18 protein-coding genes are annotated in these 20,186 nt (G+C 76.1%); 3 read left to right on the top strand and 15 right to left on the bottom strand.

What is annotated here, in order from left to right; all coding sequences use genetic code 11:
- Positions 1–7: 7 nt before the first annotated feature.
- From QK440_RS26835 to QK440_RS26870, 8 genes are all read right to left on the bottom strand, one after another.
- Complete coding sequence (locus QK440_RS26835) at positions 8–607, bottom strand: hypothetical protein (RefSeq protein WP_282795798.1); 600 nt, start codon at positions 605–607, stop codon at positions 8–10.
- A gap of 833 nt (positions 608–1,440) precedes the next feature.
- Positions 1,441–2,490 (bottom strand): pyridoxal-phosphate dependent enzyme, encoded by a 1,050-nt coding sequence (locus tag QK440_RS26840; RefSeq protein WP_282795799.1) that lies wholly within the window; start codon positions 2,488–2,490, stop codon positions 1,441–1,443.
- Positions 2,411–3,649: a GHMP kinase gene (locus tag QK440_RS26845; RefSeq protein ID WP_282795800.1), complete on the bottom strand. Its 1,239-nt coding sequence runs from the start codon at positions 3,647–3,649 to the stop codon at positions 2,411–2,413. Before QK440_RS26845 ends, QK440_RS26840 begins: the two co-directional genes overlap by 80 nt.
- Positions 3,646–4,494 (bottom strand): DUF364 domain-containing protein, encoded by an 849-nt coding sequence (locus tag QK440_RS26850; protein WP_282795831.1) that lies wholly within the window; start codon positions 4,492–4,494, stop codon positions 3,646–3,648. The genes QK440_RS26845 and QK440_RS26850 overlap by 4 nt, the downstream gene beginning before the upstream one ends.
- Before the next feature lie 122 nt (positions 4,495–4,616).
- Positions 4,617–5,354, bottom strand: coding sequence for a methyltransferase (locus tag QK440_RS26855; RefSeq protein WP_282795801.1), 738 nt, complete (start codon positions 5,352–5,354; stop codon positions 4,617–4,619).
- Positions 5,354–6,199 carry an ABC transporter ATP-binding protein gene (locus tag QK440_RS26860; RefSeq protein WP_282795802.1) on the bottom strand — a complete coding sequence of 282 codons (846 nt, stop codon included), beginning with the start codon at positions 6,197–6,199 and terminating at the stop codon, positions 5,354–5,356. The genes QK440_RS26855 and QK440_RS26860 overlap by 1 nt, the downstream gene beginning before the upstream one ends.
- Positions 6,196–7,416 (bottom strand): iron ABC transporter permease, encoded by a 1,221-nt coding sequence (locus QK440_RS26865; RefSeq protein ID WP_282795803.1) that lies wholly within the window; start codon positions 7,414–7,416, stop codon positions 6,196–6,198. Before QK440_RS26865 ends, QK440_RS26860 begins: the two co-directional genes overlap by 4 nt.
- Positions 7,406–8,434 carry an ABC transporter substrate-binding protein gene (locus QK440_RS26870; protein ID WP_282795804.1) on the bottom strand — a complete coding sequence of 343 codons (1,029 nt, stop codon included), beginning with the start codon at positions 8,432–8,434 and terminating at the stop codon, positions 7,406–7,408. The genes QK440_RS26865 and QK440_RS26870 overlap by 11 nt, the downstream gene beginning before the upstream one ends.
- A gap of 249 nt (positions 8,435–8,683) precedes the next feature.
- Here QK440_RS26870 and QK440_RS26875 point away from each other — a divergent pair, with 249 nt between their 5' ends.
- Entirely contained in the window at positions 8,684–9,967 is a 1,284-nt protein-coding gene (locus tag QK440_RS26875) for an MFS transporter (RefSeq protein WP_349239322.1), read from the top strand.
- Positions 9,968–10,271: 304 nt separating this feature from the next.
- On the opposite strand, the gene QK440_RS26880 is transcribed toward QK440_RS26875, so the two are convergent.
- Both QK440_RS26880 and QK440_RS26885 read right to left on the bottom strand, forming a co-directional pair.
- Positions 10,272–11,834, bottom strand: a complete 1,563-nt coding sequence (locus QK440_RS26880; RefSeq protein ID WP_282795805.1) for a GAF domain-containing protein — start codon at positions 11,832–11,834, stop codon at positions 10,272–10,274.
- A gap of 81 nt (positions 11,835–11,915) precedes the next feature.
- Positions 11,916–12,956 carry a rod shape-determining protein gene (locus QK440_RS26885; protein ID WP_282795806.1) on the bottom strand — a complete coding sequence of 347 codons (1,041 nt, stop codon included), beginning with the start codon at positions 12,954–12,956 and terminating at the stop codon, positions 11,916–11,918.
- 493 nt (positions 12,957–13,449) lie between these two features.
- Here QK440_RS26885 and QK440_RS26890 point away from each other — a divergent pair, with 493 nt between their 5' ends.
- Entirely contained in the window at positions 13,450–14,721 is a 1,272-nt protein-coding gene (locus QK440_RS26890; RefSeq protein ID WP_282795833.1) for an MFS transporter, read from the top strand.
- A 54-nt stretch (positions 14,722–14,775) separates the two neighbouring features.
- Here QK440_RS26890 and QK440_RS26895 read toward each other — a convergent pair whose 3' ends face one another.
- Together QK440_RS26895 and QK440_RS26900 are read right to left on the bottom strand one after the other, a co-directional pair.
- Complete coding sequence (locus tag QK440_RS26895) at positions 14,776–15,177, bottom strand: CU044_2847 family protein (RefSeq protein ID WP_282795807.1); 402 nt, start codon at positions 15,175–15,177, stop codon at positions 14,776–14,778.
- Positions 15,178–15,618: 441 nt separating this feature from the next.
- The gene (locus tag QK440_RS26900) at positions 15,619–17,085 is read right to left on the bottom strand and encodes an acyl-CoA synthetase (protein WP_282795808.1); all 1,467 of its coding nucleotides are present in this window, start codon (positions 17,083–17,085) and stop codon (positions 15,619–15,621) included.
- Between the two features lie 388 nt (positions 17,086–17,473).
- Between QK440_RS26900 and QK440_RS26905 the strand changes: the two genes are divergently transcribed.
- Positions 17,474–18,349, top strand: a complete 876-nt coding sequence (locus QK440_RS26905) for a hypothetical protein (protein ID WP_282795809.1) — start codon at positions 17,474–17,476, stop codon at positions 18,347–18,349.
- Here QK440_RS26905 and QK440_RS26910 read toward each other — a convergent pair.
- The 3 genes from QK440_RS26910 to QK440_RS26920 are packed head-to-tail and all read right to left on the bottom strand — an operon-like array spanning position 18,346 to position 20,175.
- On the bottom strand, positions 18,346–18,939 hold the full coding sequence (locus tag QK440_RS26910; RefSeq protein WP_282795810.1) for a hypothetical protein: 594 nt from the start codon (positions 18,937–18,939) through the stop codon (positions 18,346–18,348). The genes QK440_RS26905 and QK440_RS26910 overlap by 4 nt on opposite strands.
- A 55-nt stretch (positions 18,940–18,994) precedes the next feature.
- The gene (locus QK440_RS26915) at positions 18,995–19,264 is read right to left on the bottom strand and encodes a Trm112 family protein (RefSeq protein WP_282795811.1); all 270 of its coding nucleotides are present in this window, start codon (positions 19,262–19,264) and stop codon (positions 18,995–18,997) included.
- Entirely contained in the window at positions 19,261–20,175 is a 915-nt protein-coding gene (locus QK440_RS26920; protein ID WP_282795834.1) for a hypothetical protein, read from the bottom strand. Before QK440_RS26920 ends, QK440_RS26915 begins: the two co-directional genes overlap by 4 nt.
- Between the last annotated feature and the right edge of the window lie 11 nt (positions 20,176–20,186).

Genomic DNA, 20,186 nt, shown 5'->3' on the forward strand with positions numbered 1-20,186 from the left:
GGCTGCCCTAGCGCCCGTCCGGCGGGGGCGCCGCCCCGGCCCGGGGCGCGGGCAGCGACTCCAGCAGGTGCACGGCGGCGTCCCGCAGGTACCCGGGCGCGGCGCCCGGCTCGCGCAGGCGGTGCGCGAGGTGCCCGAGGACCTCGGTGGTCCGGGCCGAGCCGATGGTCCGGGCGCGCGGCGCCAGGTCCGCGACGAGGCGCTCGGCGTCCCGCCAGGCCCCGGCCCGGACGAGGGCCGCGAGCAACTGGGCGGTGAACAGGTGCCGGTAGGACGGCCCCGGGGCGGTGGCCGCGCGGTGCAGCGCGGGCACCGCGCGGCGGGTGTCGCCCAACCGGGCCAGGACCCAGCCGCGGTGGCCGAGCAGCTCCGCCTCGTCGAGCCACCACGCCCACGGCGGGTCGCGGCGCGAGACCCCGTCGAGGAAGAGACTCCCGGCCTGCCCGATCAGCTCGCGCGGCGCGTGCCGGGCGCCGAGCAGCGCGGTCGCGTGCGCCTCGCGGATCAGGACGAGGGCCGCCACGCGGGGCGGCAGCGTGCGCGGCCCCCGCGCGCGGGCGGCGGCGGCGAGCGCGGCGCGGGGGCGGCCGGTGTGGGTCAGGAGCATGCTGTCGTTCAGGAGCGTGAGGCGGGCCGTCCAGCGGTCGCCGCACCGCTCGGCGAGGGCCAGGGCGCGGGCGTTGAGCCGGTGGGCGACGCGGTGGTGGCCCGCGTCGAAGAGGATCCACCCGGCGACCTCGTACAGCTCGGCGAGGGCGGCGAGACGATCACTGCCCCGACCGGCGCCGCGCCCCCGACCGGCGCCGCGCCCCCAACCGGCGCCGCGCCCCCGACCGGCGCTGCGGCCCTCGTCGGCGCCGCCGAACCCGCCGCCCCAGAAGGCCCTACCAGCCCTGTCGGCCCGACCGGCCCCGTCAGCCCGACGAGCCCTGTCGGCCGGACCAGCCCCGAAAGCCCCGCCAGGCTCGCCACCCCGGCCGCCGCAGCAAGTCCCGCAGGCCCCGACGACTCGGCCGGCCTCGCCGGCCCGGTCGCCCCAGCAATTCCCGCCGTCCTCGCCAGTTCCACCGGCCGCGGCGACACGGTCAGTCCCACCAGCTCGGCCGACACCATCGGCATCGGCAGGCCCGCCGGCCCCGGCGACCCCACCACCCCCGCACCCCTCACCCCCCGCCGCGCACCGACCACCATCCGGCCCCGGCCCCGGGCCCGGGCACAGACCCGGACCCGCCCCCACACCCCGTACGCCGTACCCGACCCGGCACAGCGCCTCCCGTACCAGAGGCACCGCCGCGCGGGCGCCGCGGGTCGCGTCCACGGTGACGAGCCGCTGGACCGCGGCCCGCGCGGCCTCGGTGATGTCATCCTCGCCGTGCTCCACCACACCTCCCGGCAGCCCTCGCGGTGCTGCGCCACACCCCGCCCGCCCCGAACGGATCTCTACGTCCGCTGCAACGGCCCCCGGCCCCCCTCTGTTCCCGCCACCGCCGCGGCCGGGGCCGCCGCACCCGCCCACTCCATCCGGGCCCAGGGCAGGGCGAGTTCGTCCAGGGACGTGACCGTGCGCGGGGCGAGGGTGTCGAGCGGGGCCGCCTCGGCGTGCCGGGCGAAGACCGTGTCCACGTAGCGGTGGCCGGTGTCGGCGGCGATGAACACCGTGGTGCGGCCGGGGGCCTGCGCGCGTTCCCAGCGGGCCGTCGCGTAGCCCGCGCCGGTGGACAGGCCCGCGAAGACGGCGTGCCGCCGCAGCAGGTCGACGCTGCCGGCCAGCGCGGTGTCGAAGGACAGCCAGTGCACGGCGTCGTACGCCGCGTGGGAGACGTTGGCGAACGGGATGGAGCTGCCGATCCCGGCGATGATGATCTCCGGGTCGGCGACGTGCTCGCTGCCGAAGGTGACGCTGCCGAAGGGCTGGACGCCCACGAGCCGCACGTCCGGGGTGCGGCGGCGCAGATAGCGGGCGAGCGCCCCGGTCGAGGCGCCCGAGCCGACGCCGCCGACGAGGGTGAGGCCGCCGTCGGCGCCCGCCTCCGCGTACAGGCGGTCGGCGACCGCGCGGTAGCCGAGGTAGTGGATGTCGTCGTGGTACTGCCGCATCCAGAAGTGGTCGGGGTGCTCGCGCAGGATCTCGTGGACGCGGGCGACGCGCCGCTTCTGGTCCAGCTTCAGGTCGTCGCTCGGCGGCATCTGCTCCAACCGGGCGCCGAGGACGGCCAGTTGGGTGCGCAGGGTGTGGTCGACGGTGGTGGAGCCGACGATGTGGCAGCCCATGCCGTAGCGGTGGCAGGCGAGCGCGAGCGCGTAGGCGTAGATGCCGCTGGAGCTGTCGAGCAGGGTGGCGCCGGGGCGGACGGCGCCGGTGTCGAGGAGGTGGCGCACGGCCGCGAGGGCCGAGACGACCTTCATGGTCTCAAAGCGCAGGCAGATGAGTCCGTCGTCGACACGTATCAGGTCGGGGCGGCCGATCGCTTCCGCGATGTGCTCGTCCATGCGGGGGCTCCTCGCTGGTGGGGGAAAAGCTGGTGGGTGAAGGGGTGCCGGGGGCGGTGGGCGCGCCGGGGGGCGGCGCCGCGGCCCGGGCGCCGGGGACGGGCGGGGTGCCGGGGGAGGGGCGGGTGTGGAAGGTGTACGTGGCGGGGAGGCCGGCCGCCCGCAGGGCCCGGGCGCAGTCGCGCACCCGGCCGCGCGCGTCCGGTGCCGCCGGATCGAAGAGCAGCCCGGCCACGTTGCCGCTGTGCGCGACCTGGACGCCGACCGCACCGACGCGGCCCGCGATCTCGGTGAGCGCCGCGAACTCGGCGTGCGGCAGGACCCGTTGGCGCAGCCGGGCGCTCTCCGTGGCGACGTGGCCGAGCAGCACCGGGTCGGCCGCCGCGACGGCGCGGCGCAGCAGGGCGCGCAGCCGTTCGTACGCGCGGACGTCGGAGTCGTCCGCGCAGGCGCCGCCCCCGCCGCGGTCGCTGTCCGCGCAGCCGCCGTCCGCGGGCGCGGGCAGCGCCAGGGTGTCCACCGGACGGCCGCCGCCGAGCGCGCAGCCGACGACGAGGGCGGGCGGCAGCGCCGCGCCCAGCTCCTCGAGGACGCGCCCCTCGCGCTGGGCGAAGAGCAGCGGGCGGCCGTCGAGCATCAGCGGGTCCGAGGCGCGTTCGGCGCGCACCGCGAGCCGCGCGATGGCCTCCGGCGCCAGGCGTACGCCGTACGCGTCGGCGACGGCCCGCACCGCCGCGATCACGTCGCTGCTGGACGAGCCCATGCCGAGGCCGACGGGGATGTCGCCGTCCAGGGTCAGCTCGCCGCCGTCCAGCGGTTCCTGGCGGCGGGTCGCGCACTCGGCGAGCGCGTACGTGGCCGCGCGCAAGGCCTTGGTGCGGTCGGCGGGGACGACCGTGACCTCGTCGGTGCCCGGACGGCGGGCGAACCGGGCGCGGGTGCCGAGCCCGGCCAGCGGCAGTGTCACCAGGCCCGCGCACCGCCGCCCCCGCTCGTCCAGGAACACGCCCTGGAGGATCTCGCCGTGGTGGCAGGCGGCGTGCCCGGTGCCGACGGGCGCGGCGGCTTCCGGAGCGGTGGCCTCCGGAGCGGCGGTGCCTGCGGAGGCGCCGGCCGGGGTCGGGCCCGGCGGCCCGTGGCGCGTACGGGCGGCGGTCATGCCCCGCCCTTCCCGCCCGCCGCGGCCCGGTACCGGTACAGGGCCGTCGGCTCCGCGCTGAACTGCGAGAACGGGAACGGCTCCGCGGACAGGGCGGTCACGCCCGCGCCCAGGAAGGCCCGCGCGACGGCGCTGCCGGACTGCGCGTACACGACCAGGGGGACGCCCCGCTCGCGGCAGCGGGCGAGGATCGTGTCGAAGGAGCCGTTGGAGAGCGTCATGCCGGTGGCGACGACGGCGTCGGCGGCGTCGAGCACCTCGTGCATGTCGCGGCTCACCGGGTCGCCCCACTGCGTCGTACGCAGGTTGAAGTCGCAGGGCAGTGGGTCGCCGCCGCGCTCGCGGATGGCCGCGACCAGCGGGTTGACGACGCCGATCAGCGCGACCTTGGCACCCCGCTCGATGTCGAGCAGGCCCGCGACGGCCGCGTCCCGGGCGGCCGCGCGCACCTCGGGCGGCCCGGCGGGCAGCGTCACCGGCTCCGCGCCGGGCGCCTCGCGGTGCGGGCGGACGGCGGCCAGATAGGCGTCGAGGGCGGCCGTGCGCAGCGGCGTCGGCGCCTCCTTGAGGAGCGTGGCGAGCGGGCTCCCCGACGCCTCCCGGCAGACGGCCGGGTCGAGTTCGCCCGCTTCGAAGGCGCAGCCGCCGAAGGCGCCGCCGACGCGGACGAGGACGTACTGGTTGAGGTAGGTGACGTCGCCGCCCGCCAGCCGGGTGCCGTGGTGTGCCCAGAACACGCTGGTGGCGGTCAACTCCGCTGGATCGGGGCCGTGTTCACCGGCCAGCACCCCGGCAAGGAGCGCGTCGACCCCGGCGAGGCGCGCCGTGTCCGCCGTGTCCGTCATGTCTGCCATGCCTGCCGTCTTCCTCGTGTCCGCCGCGTCTGCCGTGTCTGCCATGTCCGTCGCATGCGTCGTATGCGTCGTATCTGCCGTATCTGCCGTATCCGTCGTGTACGCGGTGCTCGTCATGCCCGGCTCCCGTGGGTGAAGGCGAAGAGGAAGGTGAGGACGCCGTCGCGCCAGTCGCGGACGTGGTCGACGCGCGGGGTGAAGCCCCGGTCCTGGGCGTCCTGGACGATCGTGCGCAGGTCGGCCGTGTTGGACGCGATGATGTACACCTCGCCGTCCGGTGCCAGCAGCTCCCGCTCGGCGAGCTGTGCGAAGAAGCGGGCGAGCAGCGGCGCGCCGACGCAGGTGTTGCGGACGACGTCGGGGTCGTCGCTCACGGCCTGGCTGACGGCGGGCGGGTTGAAGGTGACGACGTCGAGGCGGGTGCCGGGCGGCACCCCGTCGAAGAGGTCGCCCGCGGCGGGCAGGAAGGCGGTGCCGTCCCGGGGGCCGACCAGGCGGGCGTAGTGCCGGGCGGCGGTGGCGACGCTCGTGGCGTGCACGTCCATCGCGTAGACCTCGCGGGCCCCGCGCACCCCGGCGGCGACGGCCTCGACGCCGAGCCCGGCCCCCATCGCGCCGTAGCGGCGCCCGCGGGTCTCGATGCGGCCGTCGAGGATCCGCTCGTGGATCATCCGGCTGGTCCAGCCGGGCAGGAAGACGCCCGGCGGCACGTCGAAGGTCCAGCCGTTCCACTCGTAGGCGCGGGTGGTGTGCAGGTCCTGCTTGGGCTGGTTGAGCGCGACGATCCGCTCGGCGGGCAGCGGCGGCGGCAACTGCCGCACCAGGTCGGGGCCGGTGGCCGTGGTGTCCATCAACTGTCCTTGTCCGTACAGGGGTTGGCGGGGAGGGGTATGGAGGAGCCCGGGGCGGGATCCGGGGCGGGGGAGAGGGGGGCGAGCGTCCCGCGGTAGCTGACCGCGAGGTGGCCGAGGGCGTCCGGGCCGGTCTCGGCGTCCACCTCGAAGACCTCCGCGAGCAGCTCCGGCGTCAGGACGTCCTTCGGCGGCCCGGCGGCGACGAGGCGCCCGGCGCCCAGCAGGAGCAGCCGGTCGCAGTGGCGGGCGGCCAGCGACAGGTCGTGCAGCGCCACCAGGACGGTCTGGTCCGTGCCCGCGAGCAGGGCCAGGAGCTCCAACTGGTGCTTCACGTCGAGGTGGTTGGTCGGCTCGTCGAGCAGGATGGCGTACGGCTGCTGGGCGAGCGCGCGGGCGATGTGGGCGCGCTGGCGCTCCCCGCCCGACAGGGCCTTCCAGGCGCGGTCGCGCAGCGCGGTCAGCCCGAGCCGCGCCAGGGCGGCGTCGACGACGGCCCGGTCGTGGGCGTCGGGCCCGCGCCACCGGTCGCCGAACGGGGTGCGGCCGAGGCCCACCACGTCCGCGACCCGCAGGTCGCCGTCGGTGTCGGCGGCCTGCTCCACGAAGGCCACGCGCCGGGCGATCCGCCGCGCGCTCCAGCCGCGGATCGGCTCCCCGTCGTACCGTACGGTGCCCGCGGCGGGGGTGCGCAGCCCGGCGAGGCACCGCAGCAGGGAGGACTTCCCCGAGCCGTTGGGGCCGATCAGGCCGACGGTCTCGCCGGGCGCCACGTCCAGGGACACGTCGTCGACGACCGCCCTGCCCGCGACCGCCCAGCTCAGGTGCTCGGCGGTGATCCTCACAGCTCCCCCCGCCTGCGCAGCACCAGCAGGAACAGCGGCACGCCGAGCAGCGCCGTGAAGACGCCGACGGGCACCTCCTGCGGGCTGAACGCGACCCGCGCGAGCGCGTCCGTCCACACCAGGAACACCGCGCCCACCAGCGCCGACAGCGGCAGCAGCACCCGGTGCCGGGGCCCGACGAGGAACCGTACGCCGTGCGGCACGATCAGTCCGACGAACCCGATCGCGCCCACGGTCGCGACGGCCACCGACGTCATCAGGGACGTCACCACGAGCAGCACCCAGCGCGTCACGCGCACGTCGACGCCGAGTGACGATGCGGTGTCGGAGCCGAACGAGAAGGCGTCCAGGGCGGCGGAGTTGAGCCACAGGACGAGCAGGCCCGCCGCGGTCACGGCCGCCGTCACCGCCACCGCGTCCCAGCGCGCCGGAGCCATGGAGCCGAGCAGCCACTGCGTGATCGCCCGGACCATCTCCGCGTCGCCGGATGCCATCAGGACGAGCGAGGTGAGCGCCGTGAAGAGCTGCGCCACCACGACGCCGGTCAGCACGATCCGCACCGAGTCGAGCCCGCCGCGCCGCAACAGCAGCATCAGCAGCGCGAACGACACCAGCGCGCCCACGAACGCGCCCCCGGTCACCCCGAGCGACCCCGCCCCGACGCCGAGCACCACGACGGCGACGGCACCGGTCGAGGCGCCCGAGGAGATGCCGAGGAGGTAGGGGTCGGCGAGGGCGTTGCGCGTGACGGCCTGGAGCGCCGCGCCGCACACCGCGAGCGCGGCGCCGACCAGCGCGGCCATCAGCACGCGCGGCACCCGCAGCTCCCAGATGAGCGAGTCCACGAGCGGCGGCAGCGGCTCGGTGCCCAGGCCCAGGTGGAAGCCGACGCTGCGCCCGACGTCGCCGTACGGGACGTCGGTGGTGCCGATGCGCACGGAGACGGCGGCGGACGCGACGAGGGCGAGCACGGCCAGGAGGAAGATCCCGGCCCGGGTCCCGGCCCGGGTCCCGGCCCCGCGCACGGCGGTCCGTACGGAACCGGGGGCCGCCGCGGCGGTCGCGGCGACTGCGGCGGTCGTGATCCGCGGGTCGCGCGCCGACGGGTGCAGCAGGTCCGGTACGCGGTGCCCGCCCGGCAGCCCGGGGACGGGGGCGGGCGCCGGGGCACCGGCGGGGACGCCGACGGTGCCCGGTACGTCCGGGCTAGCGGACATACCCGAGGTCCTTCATCCCCGCGACGAGCCGCGGCAGCGCGCCGGAGGCCCGGACCGACGGGTCCATCTCCGTGCCGGGGATCTCCACGAACCGCTTCTTCTCCACCGCGGGGAGCTTCGCCATGACCGGGTTGGCGCGGATCGCCCTCAGCTTGTCCGCGGCGCTGTCGCCCGGCTTGCCGCGCTCGGACAGGTCGCCGACCACGATGAAGTCCGGCTTGCGCTTGGCGACCTCCTCCCAGGTGACCTGCGGCCAGTCCTCGTCGACGTCGTCGAAGGCGTTGCGCGCGCCGACCAGGCGGCTCATCTCGCTGGGGATCGCCGACTTCCCCGCGACGTAGGGGGTGTCGCCGTACACGGAGTACACCCACACGACGCTCGGTTCGCCCTTGACGCCGGCCTTGGTCCGCGCCGCCTCGGCGAGCGTGGCGCGCTGCCGCTTCACGAGCTGCCGTGCGCGCTCCTCGACGCCGAAGACCCGCCCGAGGTCGGTGTAGTCCTGGAAGAGCAGCTCGAAGGGCGACCTGGCCTTGCCGCCCGCCGTGTTTTGCTTCGGGCAGTCCACGGCGCTCACGAACGACGGCAGGCCGAGCTCCGCCAGCTCCTCGCGGGTGCCGACGCGGTCCTTGGTGAAGTAGTCCGTGAAGCCGCCGAGGGTGAAGTCCGGGGTGGCGGCGCGCAGTTGCTCGCCGGTGAGGATCTTCGGGCTGAGCACGTCGACCTTGTCGTACGCGGCCCGGTACTCCGGCGCGATCTTCGTCTTGAGGTTGGACGTACCGGCCATGCGCTTCTCCAGGCCGAGCGCGAGCAGCACCTCCGTGGACGACTGGTCCAGGGCCACGGCGCGCTTCGGCGGCCCGTCGAAGCTCAGCTTCTTGCCGCAGCTCGTGACGGTCGTCTTGCGGGCGGCGGCCGCCGCGCCGTCCGACGTGCCGCCGTCGCCGTCGCCGGACGAACAGCCGACGGCCGTGAGGGAGAGGGCCAGGGCGGCTATGCCGAGGCGGGCGGGGTGACGCATGGGACCTCCGGTCGTGGGGTGGGACGCGACAAGGGTACTGTAATGGCAATCATTTTCATTAACGTTCACGGGGGTGACCGTGGCCGAGCGGCGACCGCCGATCGGCACCGGGCAACTCCGGTACGGGCGGCGGCACTTGGGTGTCGCCGCGCCTCCGCATAACGATTTCGAGATCCGCGCGGCCCGCGCGGACGGCACCGTCCAAGACCCGCGCGACCCCGCGCGGGCGACAGCAGAGGAGTACGTCACGTGGCGACCACGCCAACGCACACGGCCGAGCACGCCGAGGGAGCCGGAGGGGAGCCCCCGGCGACCGCCGCCCGGCGCGGCGTCCTGCGGGACCCCGCCTTCCTGCGGCTCTGGACGGGCACCACCGCGTCCGGGCTCGCGACCTGGGCGCTGCCCTTCGTGCTCGGGCTCGCCGTCCTCGACCGCACCATAGGCGCGGGCACCCTCGGCCTGCTGCTCGCCGCCCGCACCGCGGGCTTCCTCGTCGCGGTCGCCGTCGGCGGCGTCCTCGCCGACCGGTACTCGCGGCGCGGCGTCGTGCTCTGGGCGGGCCTGGCCGCCGCGGCCGCCACACCCCTCCTCGCGGCCGGGCTCGGCCGCTCACTGCCGCTCGCGCTCGCCGCGGCCGTGGTCGCGGGCGCCGGGCAGGGCGCGTGCCGCCCCGCCTTCCAGGCCCTGACCGCCGAAGTCGTCGACGAGGAGCGGCGCCAGGCCGCCAACGCCGCGATGACCCTCTCCGTCCGGGCCACCACCCTCGCCGGACCGTCCCTCACCGCGCTGCTCGCCGTCGTCCTCGACACCTGGGCGCTGCTGCTCGGCATCGGCCTGCTGTGGCTGGCGGCGGCGCTGGTGCCGGGGCCCGGCGCGGGCACCCGCCCCGGGGCGGGGGAGCCCGGGACCCGGGCCTCCTTCGCCGCCGAGTTCGCCGAGGGGCTGCGCGAGGCGCGGCGGCACCCGTGGTTCCTCGCCGGGCTCGGCGCCCTCACCGTCGTCATCGCCACCGGCTACTCGGCCACCGGCGTCGCCCTCCCGCTCGTCAGCCGCGACAAGTACGACACCGAGGTGGTACTGGCCGCCGCGATGACCGCGTACACGCTCGGCGCCCTCGGCGGCGCCCTGGTCGTCGCCCGCTGGCGGCCGCGCGCCCAGGGCTGGGCCGCCCTCGCGGGCCTCGCCCTCTACGGCTTCGCGCCGCTCAGCCTGGTGCTGCCGGTGCACTGGGTGGTCGTCGTCGCCGCGTACGCCGTGGCCGGGGTGGGCATCGAACTGTTCAACGTGCCGTGGTTCACCGCCACCCAGCGCGAGGTCGCGCCCGACAAGCTGGCCAGGGTGTCCTCCCTCGACTTCATGCTGTCGTACGGCCTCGCGCCCGCCGGGCTCGCGTTGATCGCCCCGGCCATCGACCACTTCGGACCGGGCCCCGTCCTGGCCGTCTGCGCGGGCCTGTGCTTCGCCGCCCCCGCGGTGGCGGCCCTGGTCCCCAGTGCCCGCTCCTTCGCCAGGGCCGGGGCCGGGGCCCGCTGAGCGCGGGGGCCTTGGCCTCGCTTTCCCACCCGCCCACCCGTGCGGCCCCGGTGCGCGGGCTGGGCCCCGACCTGGCGGCTGCGGGCCGCCGCGGACCTCCCCCGCCGCTGGCGCGGCGGGGTGCTTTCCCACCCGCCCACCCGTATCGCCCTGGTGTGTTCGCAGGCCCCGGGGCAGGGTATTTCAGCCCGTCCGGCGTTTGAGGACGAGGCGCGGAGCGCCGAAAAAGCGGGGTCCAGGGGCGGCAGCCCCGGGTTTCGGGAAAGGGGCGGGACTGGGGCGCCCCCGCGAGGGCCCGCCGGGGCTACAGCGGGGCCTGCCACGTCACCGTCGTACCCCCGTCCGCCCCGTCACAGCTTCCGTCGTCGAAGACGACAAGCCGCACCCCCTCCCGCCCGTCCGGCAACGCCACCCCCACCTCCACCACCACCTCCACCCGCGTCACCCCGCCCCGCCGGGCCGCCGCCGCCAGAGCCCGCCGCAACGCGGCGACGAGCTGCTTCGCCACGGCCTCCGTCACCTGCGTGTCCACGGCCCCCGCAAAGCGCACGGACGGCTGCACCCCGAGCACCGCCCCCGCCCCCGCCGTCTCCTTGAGCACCTTCCCCCGGAACGTCGTGGGCGCCTCGGCGGGCGGCTGCTGCAGGGCGAAGATCGCCGTCCGCACCTCCTGGATCGTCGACTCCAGCTCGTCCACGGCCTGGTCCAGGGCCGCCCGCACCGGCGCGTCCGTGGCCCGGCGCCGCGTCGACTCCAGCATCATGCCGGTCGCGAACAGCCGCTGGACCACGAGGTCGTGCAGGTCCCGGGCGATCCGGTCGCGGTCCTCGAACACGGCCAGGCGCTGCCGCGACTGCTGGGCGTCGGCCAGGACGAGGGCGAGCGCCGCCTGGGAGGCGAACTGCGTGGCGAGCAGCCGTTCCACCGCCGTGTACGGGCGCTCGCCCCGGCGGCGCGGCAGCGCCAGCGTGCCGATGAGCCGGCCCCCGGCCTGCAACGGCAGCATCATGCTCGGCCCGAACCTCGACCGCACGCGGGTCGTCATCCGGGGGTCGGTCGCGGAGTCCTCGACGAACACGGGCTGGCCGCCGAGGAGTTGCTCCAGTACGGCGCTGCCGGGCTCGATGGTGGTGCCGATGAGGTCGTTCTGCGCGGCGGCCGCGGGATGCCGCCGCTGCCCCTGCCGCGACTCCCGCCCCTGCTCACCCCCTGGCCCCAGCTCACCCCCCGGCCCCTGCTCCCCGTCCGTCGCCGCCGCGACGATCCGCATGCCGCCCTCCTCGGTGGGCTGGAGCACGACCCCCGCCGCCGCGTCCGCGAGGAGCCGGGCCTGCTGGGCCACCGTCATCAGGGCGTCCGCCGCGGCCTCGCCGGTGAGCAGGGCGGTGGTGACCGCCGCCGCGCCCTCGATCCAGCGTTCGCGCTGGCGGGCGGTCTCGTACAGGCGGGCGTTGCCGACCGCGATGCCCGCCTGGCTCGCCAGAACCCGCAGCAGGTCGCGGTCCTCGTCCGTGAAGACGCCGCCGGGCGCGTGCGTGAGGTGCAGCCGGCCGAACTCCTCGTCCCCGACGCGAATGGGAACGCTCACCACATCCCCCCGCCCATCTCCACGGACGTCCCCCTGCCCATGTCCGCGCACATCCCCCCGCCCATGTCCGCGCACATCCCCGCCCCCGCCCGCCCGGAACAGCTCCGCCCGCCCGCTCTCCGCCGCCGAGACGCGCAGGACGCCGCGGCGGGCCCCGGTCAGGGCGGTGGCGCTGTCCACGACGTGCTGGAGGGTGGGGCGGAGGGCGAGCTCCGTGCCGACGCTCAGGACCGCGTCCAGGAGCAGCGGCAGCGAGGGCCCGCCGGCGTCGTCGGTCATGGCGGCGGCGTACTCCCGTGGGCCAGGAGGAAGGAGCGGGCGGCCGGTCCCCGCCGGGGGAGGCCGCGGGCGTGCGGCCCGTCAGCTCCCGGTCAGGGGGGACAGGACCAGCGGCTGGATCTTGCCCTCCAGCATCGCGCCCAGGCCGAGGACCGCGCACACCTCGGGCCGTTCCGCGATGCGTACGGGCATCCCCGTGGCGTCGCGCAGCATCTGGTCGAGGCCCGGGAGCAGCGCGCTGCCGCCGACCATCGTGATGCCCCGGTCGGCGAGGTCGGCCACCAGGTCCGGCGGGCAGTCGCGCAGCACCTTGCCGATGCCGTCGAGCACGGCGGTGAGCGGGGTGTGGATGGCGTCGCGGACGGCCGCCGTGTCGACGCGGACGGAGCGGGCGAGACCCGTGGCCACGTCCCGGCCGTGGATCTCGGTGGACTCCGGGCCCTGCGGGGTCAGGCCGTTGCCGTGCAGGGCGAGTTGCAGCGGCCGTACCGACTGGGAGGGCAGCATCAGCTCGTGCTGGTGGCGCAGGTGCTGGACGATCGCGTGGTCGATGGCCTCGCCGCCCACCGGGATCCGCTCGGCGGTGACGATGGAGCCGAGGGAGAGCACCGCGATCTGCGTGGCCGCGGCCCCGCACACCATGATCATGGTCGCTTCCGGCTGTTCCACGGGCAGGCCGCAGCCGACCGCCGCCGCGATGAGCGTGTCCACCAGCTCCACCCGCCGCGCGCCGAGGCCCACCAGTGTCTCGACGGTGGCGCGCTGCGCGAGCGGGTCCGCGTCGTGGGGGGTGCACGCGGCGGCCCGCAGCAGCGGCTTGCGGCGCAGGGCGCGGCGCAGCTTCTCGCCGAGCAGGCTGCGTACCATGCGCTGCGCCATCTGGATGTCGACGACCGTGCCGCCGGACACGGGGCGCACCACCCGGATGTAGCCGGGGGTACGGCCCGTCATCTGCTCCGCGAGCTGTCCGACCGCGATGAGCGCGCCCGTGCGCGTGTTCACGGCGGCGACGCTCGGCTCGTCGACGACGAGCCCGGCCCCCTTCACGAACACGCGCGTGCGGGCCGCACCGAGGTCGACGCCGATGTGGCAGCGGCGAAGCTGTTCCAGACTGACGGTCACGGCGGATCCTCCCGAGAGCACGCGGGGGCCCACCGGGCGGTGGGCCTTGCTCCGCATCCTCCGAGGCTCCGGGCCGCCGCGCATGCCGGGATGGGCCGTGCGGGGAGCGGCCGTGCGGGTGTTCCGTGCCCGCGCGGGGCACCCGTACCGCGCGGGAAATCCCTGGCCGGGTCCCGTCGGCCGCCGGTTACCATCCCGTGTGACACGAGCGAAGACGGATGACGCGACTGACGGTGAGGGGTCCGGCATACCCGGGGAGGCGCCCGGTGCGGCCGCCGTGGAGCAACCCGGCACACCCGCCGTGGAACACCCCGGCACACCCGCCGGCGAAGGGCCCGGCGGACCTCCCGGGAGGGGACCCGGTGCACCTCCCGGGGAGGCTTCGGGCGCGCCCACCGGACGAGGGTCCGAAGGGAAGTCCGAAGGGGGGCCCGAAGGGGGGTCCGGAGGAGGGCCCGACGGGGGGTCCGGCGCCCCGCCGCCCAAGCGCCGCATCCTCGCCGACCTGACCCCGCTGCGGACCTCCGCCGACTACCGGCGCCTGTGGATCGGCAACACCGTCTCCTGGGTCGGCCAGGCGATGACCGCGCTCGCGGTGTCCCTCCAGGTGTACGACATCACCGGGTCCAGCTTCTCCGTCGGCCTGGTCGGCCTGTTCTCCCTCGTCCCGCTCGTCGTCTTCGGCCTGTACGGGGGCGCGATCGCGGACACCGTGGACCGCCGCAAGCTCGGCCTGTACTCGGCGGCCGGGCTGTGCGCGCTGTCCTTCGTCCTCGCGGCGGCGGCCTTCGTGGACTTCCACCACGTGTGGTTCCTGTACGGCGTGGTCGCGCTCCAGGCGACGTGCGGCGCCCTCAACTCGCCCGCCCGCACCGCGATGGTCCCGCGCCTGCTGCCGCCCGAGCAGCTCCCCGCAGCCAACGCCCTGAACTCCCTGACCACGACGTCCGGCACCACCGTCGGCCCCATGCTGGGCGGCGTCATCGTCGGCCTGTGGGGCTACCAGGCGGCGTACGCCATCGACGCCGTCACCTTCACCGCCGCGCTGTACGCGATGTGGCGGCTGCCGTCGATGCTCCCCGGCGACGACGGCTCCGGCACCGACACCAGCACCAAGGGCGACGGCGCGGCGGCGGGCGGCGGCAAGCGGCGCCGGGCCTCGGTCGTCGACGGGCTGCGCTTCCTCGCCACCCGCCCCAACCTGCGCATGACGTTCTTCACCGACATGTGCGCGATGGTGCTCGCGCACCCGCGCGCGCTGTTCCCCGCCGTCGCCGTCGTCTGGTACGGCGGTGACGCGAAGACGGCGGGCCTGCTCGCGGCGGCGCCCGCCGTGGGGGCGCTGCTCGGCGGCGTGTTCTCCGGCTGGCTGGGCCGCGTCCACCACCACGGGTTCGCCATCGCCCTGTCGGTGGCGGGCTGGGGCACGGCCGTCGCCGTCTTCGGCCTCACCCGCGACCTGTGGCTCGGCGTCGTCTTCCTCGCCCTGGCGGGCGCCGCCGACACGGTCTCCATGGTGTTCCGCAGCACGATGCTCCAGGCGGCCACGCCGGACGCGATGCGCGGGCGGCTGCAGGGCGTGTTCATCGTCGTCGTGGCGGGCGGCCCCCGCCTCGGCGACTTCCTCGCCGGCACGGTCGGCGACCTGGCCTCGCCCCGGGTGGCGATCGTCGGCGGCGGCGTCGCGTGCGTGGTCGCGGTGGGCCTGCTGGTCCTGCGCTGGCGCGCCTTCCTGCGGTACGACGCCCGCGACCCGCAAGCCTGAACCCCGGCGGCCGGGCGCGGGGGCTGCCGCACGGGCGGGGGCCCGGCGCCCCGGTCAGGGGGTGGCAGGGGACTCCGGACCGGTGGGAGACTCCTGGTTGGTCGGGGACTCCTGGCCGGCGGGGGCCGGACGGTCCTTCTCCGGTGACCAGGCGAGCCGCACCAGCAGGTGCCCCTCGGCGGATCCCTTGACCAGGACCGCCCCGGCCTCCGCGGTCATCCGTACGCCGAACTCGATCTCCACGGAGTCCGGCTTGAGCGTGCCGTCCCGGAACACCCGCAGCGCCGCCTCGGCGGCCGCACGCGCGCTGTCCAGGGTGGACTCGAAGGTGCGGGCGGCCTGGGCGGGGCCGTCGCCGCGCGAGACCAGGCGGACGCCGTCCATGTCCTCGGGGTCGAGGGCGACGGCCACCCGCGCGCCGCTGTCCGTCGTGAACTCGACCAGCCCGCCGTCCATACCGCCCCCGTCGTTCGGTCACCGGGAGCACATTCTGACCGAGGCCGACGCCCACGGGAAGCCTCGCGGGTGGCGCCCCAGCCCCACCCCTTCCCGAAACCGAGGGCTGCCGCCCTTCTCGTCTGGGGCTTCGCCCCTTTCCCCCGTTGTTGGCGCTCCGCGCCTCGTCCTCAAACGCCGGACGGGCTGAGATGTCCTCGACTCGCCGTCGTCGGGTGCCCGCCTGTGGTGGATCACGGTCAGCCGACGACGGCGCGCGGCGGACACTCCCAGCCCGTCCGGCGTTTGAGGACGAGGCCGCCAGGCCGATGGAAGGGTGGGTGGGTGGGGAAACGCACCGGCAGTCGACGACGGTGGGACGCGGGACGGCTCCAGCCCGTCCGGCGTTTGAGGACGAGGCCGGAGGCCGATGAAGGGCGGGTGGGTGGGACCGGCCCGGGGTCAGGGTTGGGCCGTCAGGCCTCGCTTGAGGACCTTGCCCATGTCGTTGCGCGGCAGCGCGTCCAGGTGGTGGACCACGCGAGGGCGCTTGTGGGGGGCCAGGCGGGAGGCCACGTGGTCGGCCAGGGCGGCGAGGGAGGGCGGGGCGTCGGGGTCGGCGGGGACGATCCAGGCGACCACGCGCTCGCCCAGGTCGGGGTCCGGCTCCCCGGTGACGGCGGCCTCGCGCACGCCCTCGTGTTCGAGGAGCGCGTTCTCGATCTCCCCGGCCCCGATCTTGTAGCCACCGCTCTTGATGAGGTCGGTGGCCTTGCGGCCGACGATGCGGACGTAGCCGTCGGGGTCGCGCACCGCCATGTCCCCGGTACGGAACCAGCCGCCCTCCGCGAAGGCCTCCGCGGTCGCGTCGGGGCGGTTGAGGTACTCGGTGAACAGGTTCGGGCCGCGCACCTGGATCTCGCCGACCGCCTCCGGGCCGGTGCCGGAGATCTCCTGGCCCGCCTCGTCGACGAGGCGGAGTTCGACGCCCGGCAGCGGCACGCCCACCGTGCCCGCGCGCGCCTCGCCGTCCGCGCGGACGCTCGTGTTCATGAGCGTCTCGCTCATCCCGTACCGCTCGATGACGCGCCGCCCCGTGGCGGAGGCGATGCGCTCGTGGTCGTGCACCGGCAGCGCCGCCGAGCCGGACACCAGGAGCCGTGCGCCCGCGAGAGCCTTGACGAGGCCGGGCTCGTCGGGCAGCGCCTCCGCGATGCGGTGGTACATCGTCGGCACGCCGAACAGCATCGTCGCCCCGCCGGCCAGCTCCCGCGCCACCCCCTCCGTGCTGAACCGGCCCAGGTGCCGCACCGAGCCGCCGCGCCGCAGCGGGCCGAGGACGCCGAGGATCAGGCCGTGGACGTGGAACAGCGGGAGCCCGTGCACCAGGACGTCGTCGCCCGTCCACTGCCAGGCGTCGGCGAGCGCGTCGAGCGTCGCGGACAGCGCGCGCCGGGGCAGGACCACGCCCTTCGGCGGGCCCGTGGTGCCCGAGGTGTAGACGATGAGGGCGGGAGCGCCGGCCGGCACCGCGCGCGGTGCCGGGGCGGCGGTGCCGGGCGGGGCGGTCGCGGCCACGTCCAGGCGGGCCACGGCGGCAAGGGCCGGCGGGAGGTCGTCCCCGGGCGCCGCGAGCACCAGCGACGGCTCGCTGTCACCGAGGATGTGCGCCAGCTCCCGCTCGCCCGACCTGGGGTTGAGCGGCACCGCGGGCACCCCCGCGAGCAGCGCCGCCACCACGCCGACCGCCGTCTCCAGGGCCGGGGTCGCCCACACGGCCACGCGGGTCGCGCCCGCCTCGGTGAGCCGCCCGGCCAACGCGCCCGCGCTCGCGGCGAGTCCGGCGTACGTCAGCTCCCGGTCGCCGAACCGCAGGGCCGGGGCGTCCCCCGGCGCCGTCAGGGCGGGGAAGAGGGGTTCGGGTTCCACGAGTCGTCCTCCGTATGTCATGTCCTCGGGGCCGCGCGACCACCGGCGTCCGCGACGGCCGCCGACGATCAGTTCCACCGCCAACCTATCCAGCGCCCCGCCCCTGCAAGCCCCCCGGCCGCGTCCCCTCTCGCCCGTCCGGAATCCCAAGCGTGCGTCACAAGCGTTCGTCACAGGCGTTCCCCCCGGATCGGCGGGTATCCGGTGTCATGGCGGCGCCGCCTCCCCTGGGACGAGGGGAGCCGGCGCCGCCTTCCGGTCCGGGGTCCCGGGGCCCGGGCCGCGGTGTGGCCCGTGTCTCAATTCGCTTTCCGTGCCCGGCCGGTGCGCGTTAGCCTGCGCGCGGCCGATCACCCGGATCGTCCGCGCGTATCCGAGGAGAGCGCCCGTGGCCGTCGCCGTCGCCCTTGCCACCTACCGGCCCCGCCCCGACATCGTCACCGACCGCGACCTGCCGCGCCTGGTACGGGCCCTCGGCGAGGCCGGTGCCACGGCCCGCGCCGAGTACTGGGACGACCCGGACGCCGACTGGGGCGCCTACGACCTCGTCCTCATCCGCTCGACGTGGGACTACATCGAGCGCGTCGCCGAGTTCACGGCGTGGGCCGACCGCGTCGCGGGTCTGACGGTGCTCGCCAACCCGGCGGACGTCGTGCGCTGGAACACCGACAAGCGGTACCTGGGCGACCTCGCGGCGGCCGGGGTGCCCACCGTGCCGACGGCGTACGTGGCACCCGGCGAGGACCTTGAAGGCGCCCTGCCCGACCGGGAGTTCGTCATCAAGCCGACTGTCGGCGCCGGGTCCCTGCTCGCCGCCCGCCACCTGCCCGGCGAGCAGGGCACCGCCCGCGACCACCTGGCCCGGCTCGGCGCCGCCGGGCTCACCGCCGTGGTGCAGCCCTACATGCCCCGCATCGACACCACCGGGGAGCGCGCCCTGATCTTCTTCGGCGGCAGCCACCTGCACGCCATCCGCAAGGGACCGGTCCTCACGCCCGGCATCGCGTACGACGCGGCCAGGACCGCGCACCCGGACGTCCGCGTCTGGCAGGCCACTGACGCCGAACTCGCCGTCGCGGAGCAGGCCCTGGCCGCCGTGCCCGGCGCGGCCGAGCCGCTGTACGCCCGCGTGGACCTGGTCGACGGCGACGACGGCGCGCCGTGCGTGATGGAGCTGGAGCTCATCGAGCCGAACCTCTTCCTGGCCGAGCACCCCGGTTCGCTCGCCACGGTCGCCGAGCGGATCGTCAAGGCGGTCGGCTAGGGCCGGTCGGGGAACGACACCCGCTGCAGCAGCCCCCAGGTGAACTCCGCCACGCACGGCCGCGGCGGGGAGCCCTCGTCGTCCGGGCCGCTGAACGCGAGCCGCCACCGCGTCGGCGCCGTGCCCTCCATCGGCCGGGCCGGGGCGAAGGCGCGGGCCGCCTCGTCGACCGTGCAGGACCACGGCGTGAGGTCGGCGAGGGTGCGCAGGGCCGGGGGCGGGGCGCCGGGGGCGCGCACCAGCCAGGCGTTCCACACCGCGCCGTCCGGGGCGAGCAGCACCTCGAAGCGCAGGTCGGGCCAGAGCGGCACCGGCCACAGCAGGGCCCGGCAGCGCAGGTCGCCGATGGCGCGGTCCGCGGTGGCCTCCGGCTCACCGAGCACCGAGCGGTAGCGGGCGGCGGCCGCGCGGGAGCGGGGCGAGCGGACCATCGCCTGCCAGCGCCGGTTGGCCTCGCGCATCTCGCCGATGGAGACGCCGAGGGCGCGCCGGGCGTCCTCGACGAGGTCGGGGTTGTGGTCGGCCATGCGGCGCAGCAGCACGAGCTGGAAGTCGAGCGGGGTGAAGGGCGCGGAGGGGCGTGTGGGCATGGACCCATCGTGGCCCATGCCCGGCCGGGGGCGGGCCGTCCCTCCGCGCCCCGGCTCAGGAGGCGGCGCGCTTGAGGAGCCGCTCGTGCTCGTCCTCGGTGACCTGCTCGCCCGAGGACGGCAGGAGCTGCGGGATGCCGTCGATGATCGGGTAGCGGCGGCGCAGCCGCGGGTTGTACAGGGCCTGCTCGGTAGCAGCAGTACCAGCAGTACCGGCGTCGGCGTCGGTGTCCGCCGGGCCGGGCTCCTCGGGCAGCAGCAGTACCAGCGGGCCCTTGTCCAGCGGGCAGGCCAGTATCTTCAGCAGCGGGTCGTCGGGGGTCATCCGGAGGTCAGCTCCTTGGGGGGTGAGGAGGGGTGCGCGGCGGGCGGCGGCGCGTCGTGCTTGGGCATGACGAGCAGGACCGTCACCGCGAGGGCCGTGCCCGCGACCCGCAGCGCGAGCCGTACCGGGTCGTCGGGCAGCGCCTCGCCGAACGCGAGCGTCCCGAGCACGGCCGTGAAGAGGGCCGTCACCGTCGTGCACACCGGCACGATCAGCGAGGCCCGGCAGCGCTGCAGCGCCGCCTGCGACATGACCAGGCCGAAGGCGCCGGTGAAGAGCAGCAGGTACGGGTACGGCGACGCCAGCAGGCCGAGCAGTTCGCCGCCGAGCCCGTCCGTGGTCAGGCAGCCGGACACGCCCTTGATGGCCAGCGAGCTGACGCCGTACAGCAGGCCCACGCCGACGCCGTACTCCACGCCCGACGACCGCTGCCGGTGCCGCTGCCCGGCGCGCCGCTCCCCGGTCGCGTACAGCCACACGCCGAGCGCGAGCGAGGGCAGGCACACCGCGAGCACCAGCGGTACGGGGGCGTCCTCGCCGACGGTGTCGGTGCCCTCGTCCAGCGAGAGCACCACCATCAGCAGGGCCGCGAGGATCGCGCCGACGGCGAACCGCTCGCGCCCCGAGGTCCGCTCGCCGAGCAGCACCGACGACAGCAGGAGCAGCAGCACCAGGCCCGAGACGAAGATGCCCTGCGCGGCGGCGATCGGCAGCGTGCGGTAGACGGCGAGCTGGGCGCCGAAGCCCGCCGCGAGCGCGAGGGAGCCGCCGATCCACAGCGGGCTGGAGACGACCTGGCGCAGCAGCCGCAGCGGCTCGCGCACGCTCACCGACGGCATCGCGGACAGGGCCCGCTTCTCCAGAACGAAGCCGGTGCTGTACAGGACGTTGGCGAGCAGCGCCGCGACCACACCCACCCACA

Source organism: Streptomyces sp. CC224B (assembly GCF_030010595.1).
In the GTDB taxonomy this organism is placed as follows: domain Bacteria; phylum Actinomycetota; class Actinomycetes; order Streptomycetales; family Streptomycetaceae; genus Streptomyces; species Streptomyces longispororuber.

Coding starts and splice junctions, on each gene's coding strand:
- QK440_RS26835 (WP_282795798.1), bottom strand. CDS start 607: ATGCTCCTGACCCACACCGGCCGCCCCCGCGCCGCGCTCGCCGCCGCC.
- QK440_RS26840 (WP_282795799.1), bottom strand. CDS start 2,490: ATGGACGAGCACATCGCGGAAGCGATCGGCCGCCCCGACCTGATACGT.
- QK440_RS26845 (WP_282795800.1), bottom strand. CDS start 3,649: ATGACCGCCGCCCGTACGCGCCACGGGCCGCCGGGCCCGACCCCGGCC.
- QK440_RS26850 (WP_282795831.1), bottom strand. CDS start 4,494: ATGACGGACACGGCGGACACGGCGCGCCTCGCCGGGGTCGACGCGCTC.
- QK440_RS26855 (WP_282795801.1), bottom strand. CDS start 5,354: ATGGACACCACGGCCACCGGCCCCGACCTGGTGCGGCAGTTGCCGCCG.
- QK440_RS26865 (WP_282795803.1), bottom strand. CDS start 7,416: ATGTCCGCTAGCCCGGACGTACCGGGCACCGTCGGCGTCCCCGCCGGT.
- QK440_RS26870 (WP_282795804.1), bottom strand. CDS start 8,434: ATGCGTCACCCCGCCCGCCTCGGCATAGCCGCCCTGGCCCTCTCCCTC.
- QK440_RS26880 (WP_282795805.1), bottom strand. CDS start 11,834: ATGACCGACGACGCCGGCGGGCCCTCGCTGCCGCTGCTCCTGGACGCG.
- QK440_RS26895 (WP_282795807.1), bottom strand. CDS start 15,177: ATGGACGGCGGGCTGGTCGAGTTCACGACGGACAGCGGCGCGCGGGTG.
- QK440_RS26910 (WP_282795810.1), bottom strand. CDS start 18,939: ATGCCCACACGCCCCTCCGCGCCCTTCACCCCGCTCGACTTCCAGCTC.
- QK440_RS26915 (WP_282795811.1), bottom strand. CDS start 19,264: ATGACCCCCGACGACCCGCTGCTGAAGATACTGGCCTGCCCGCTGGAC.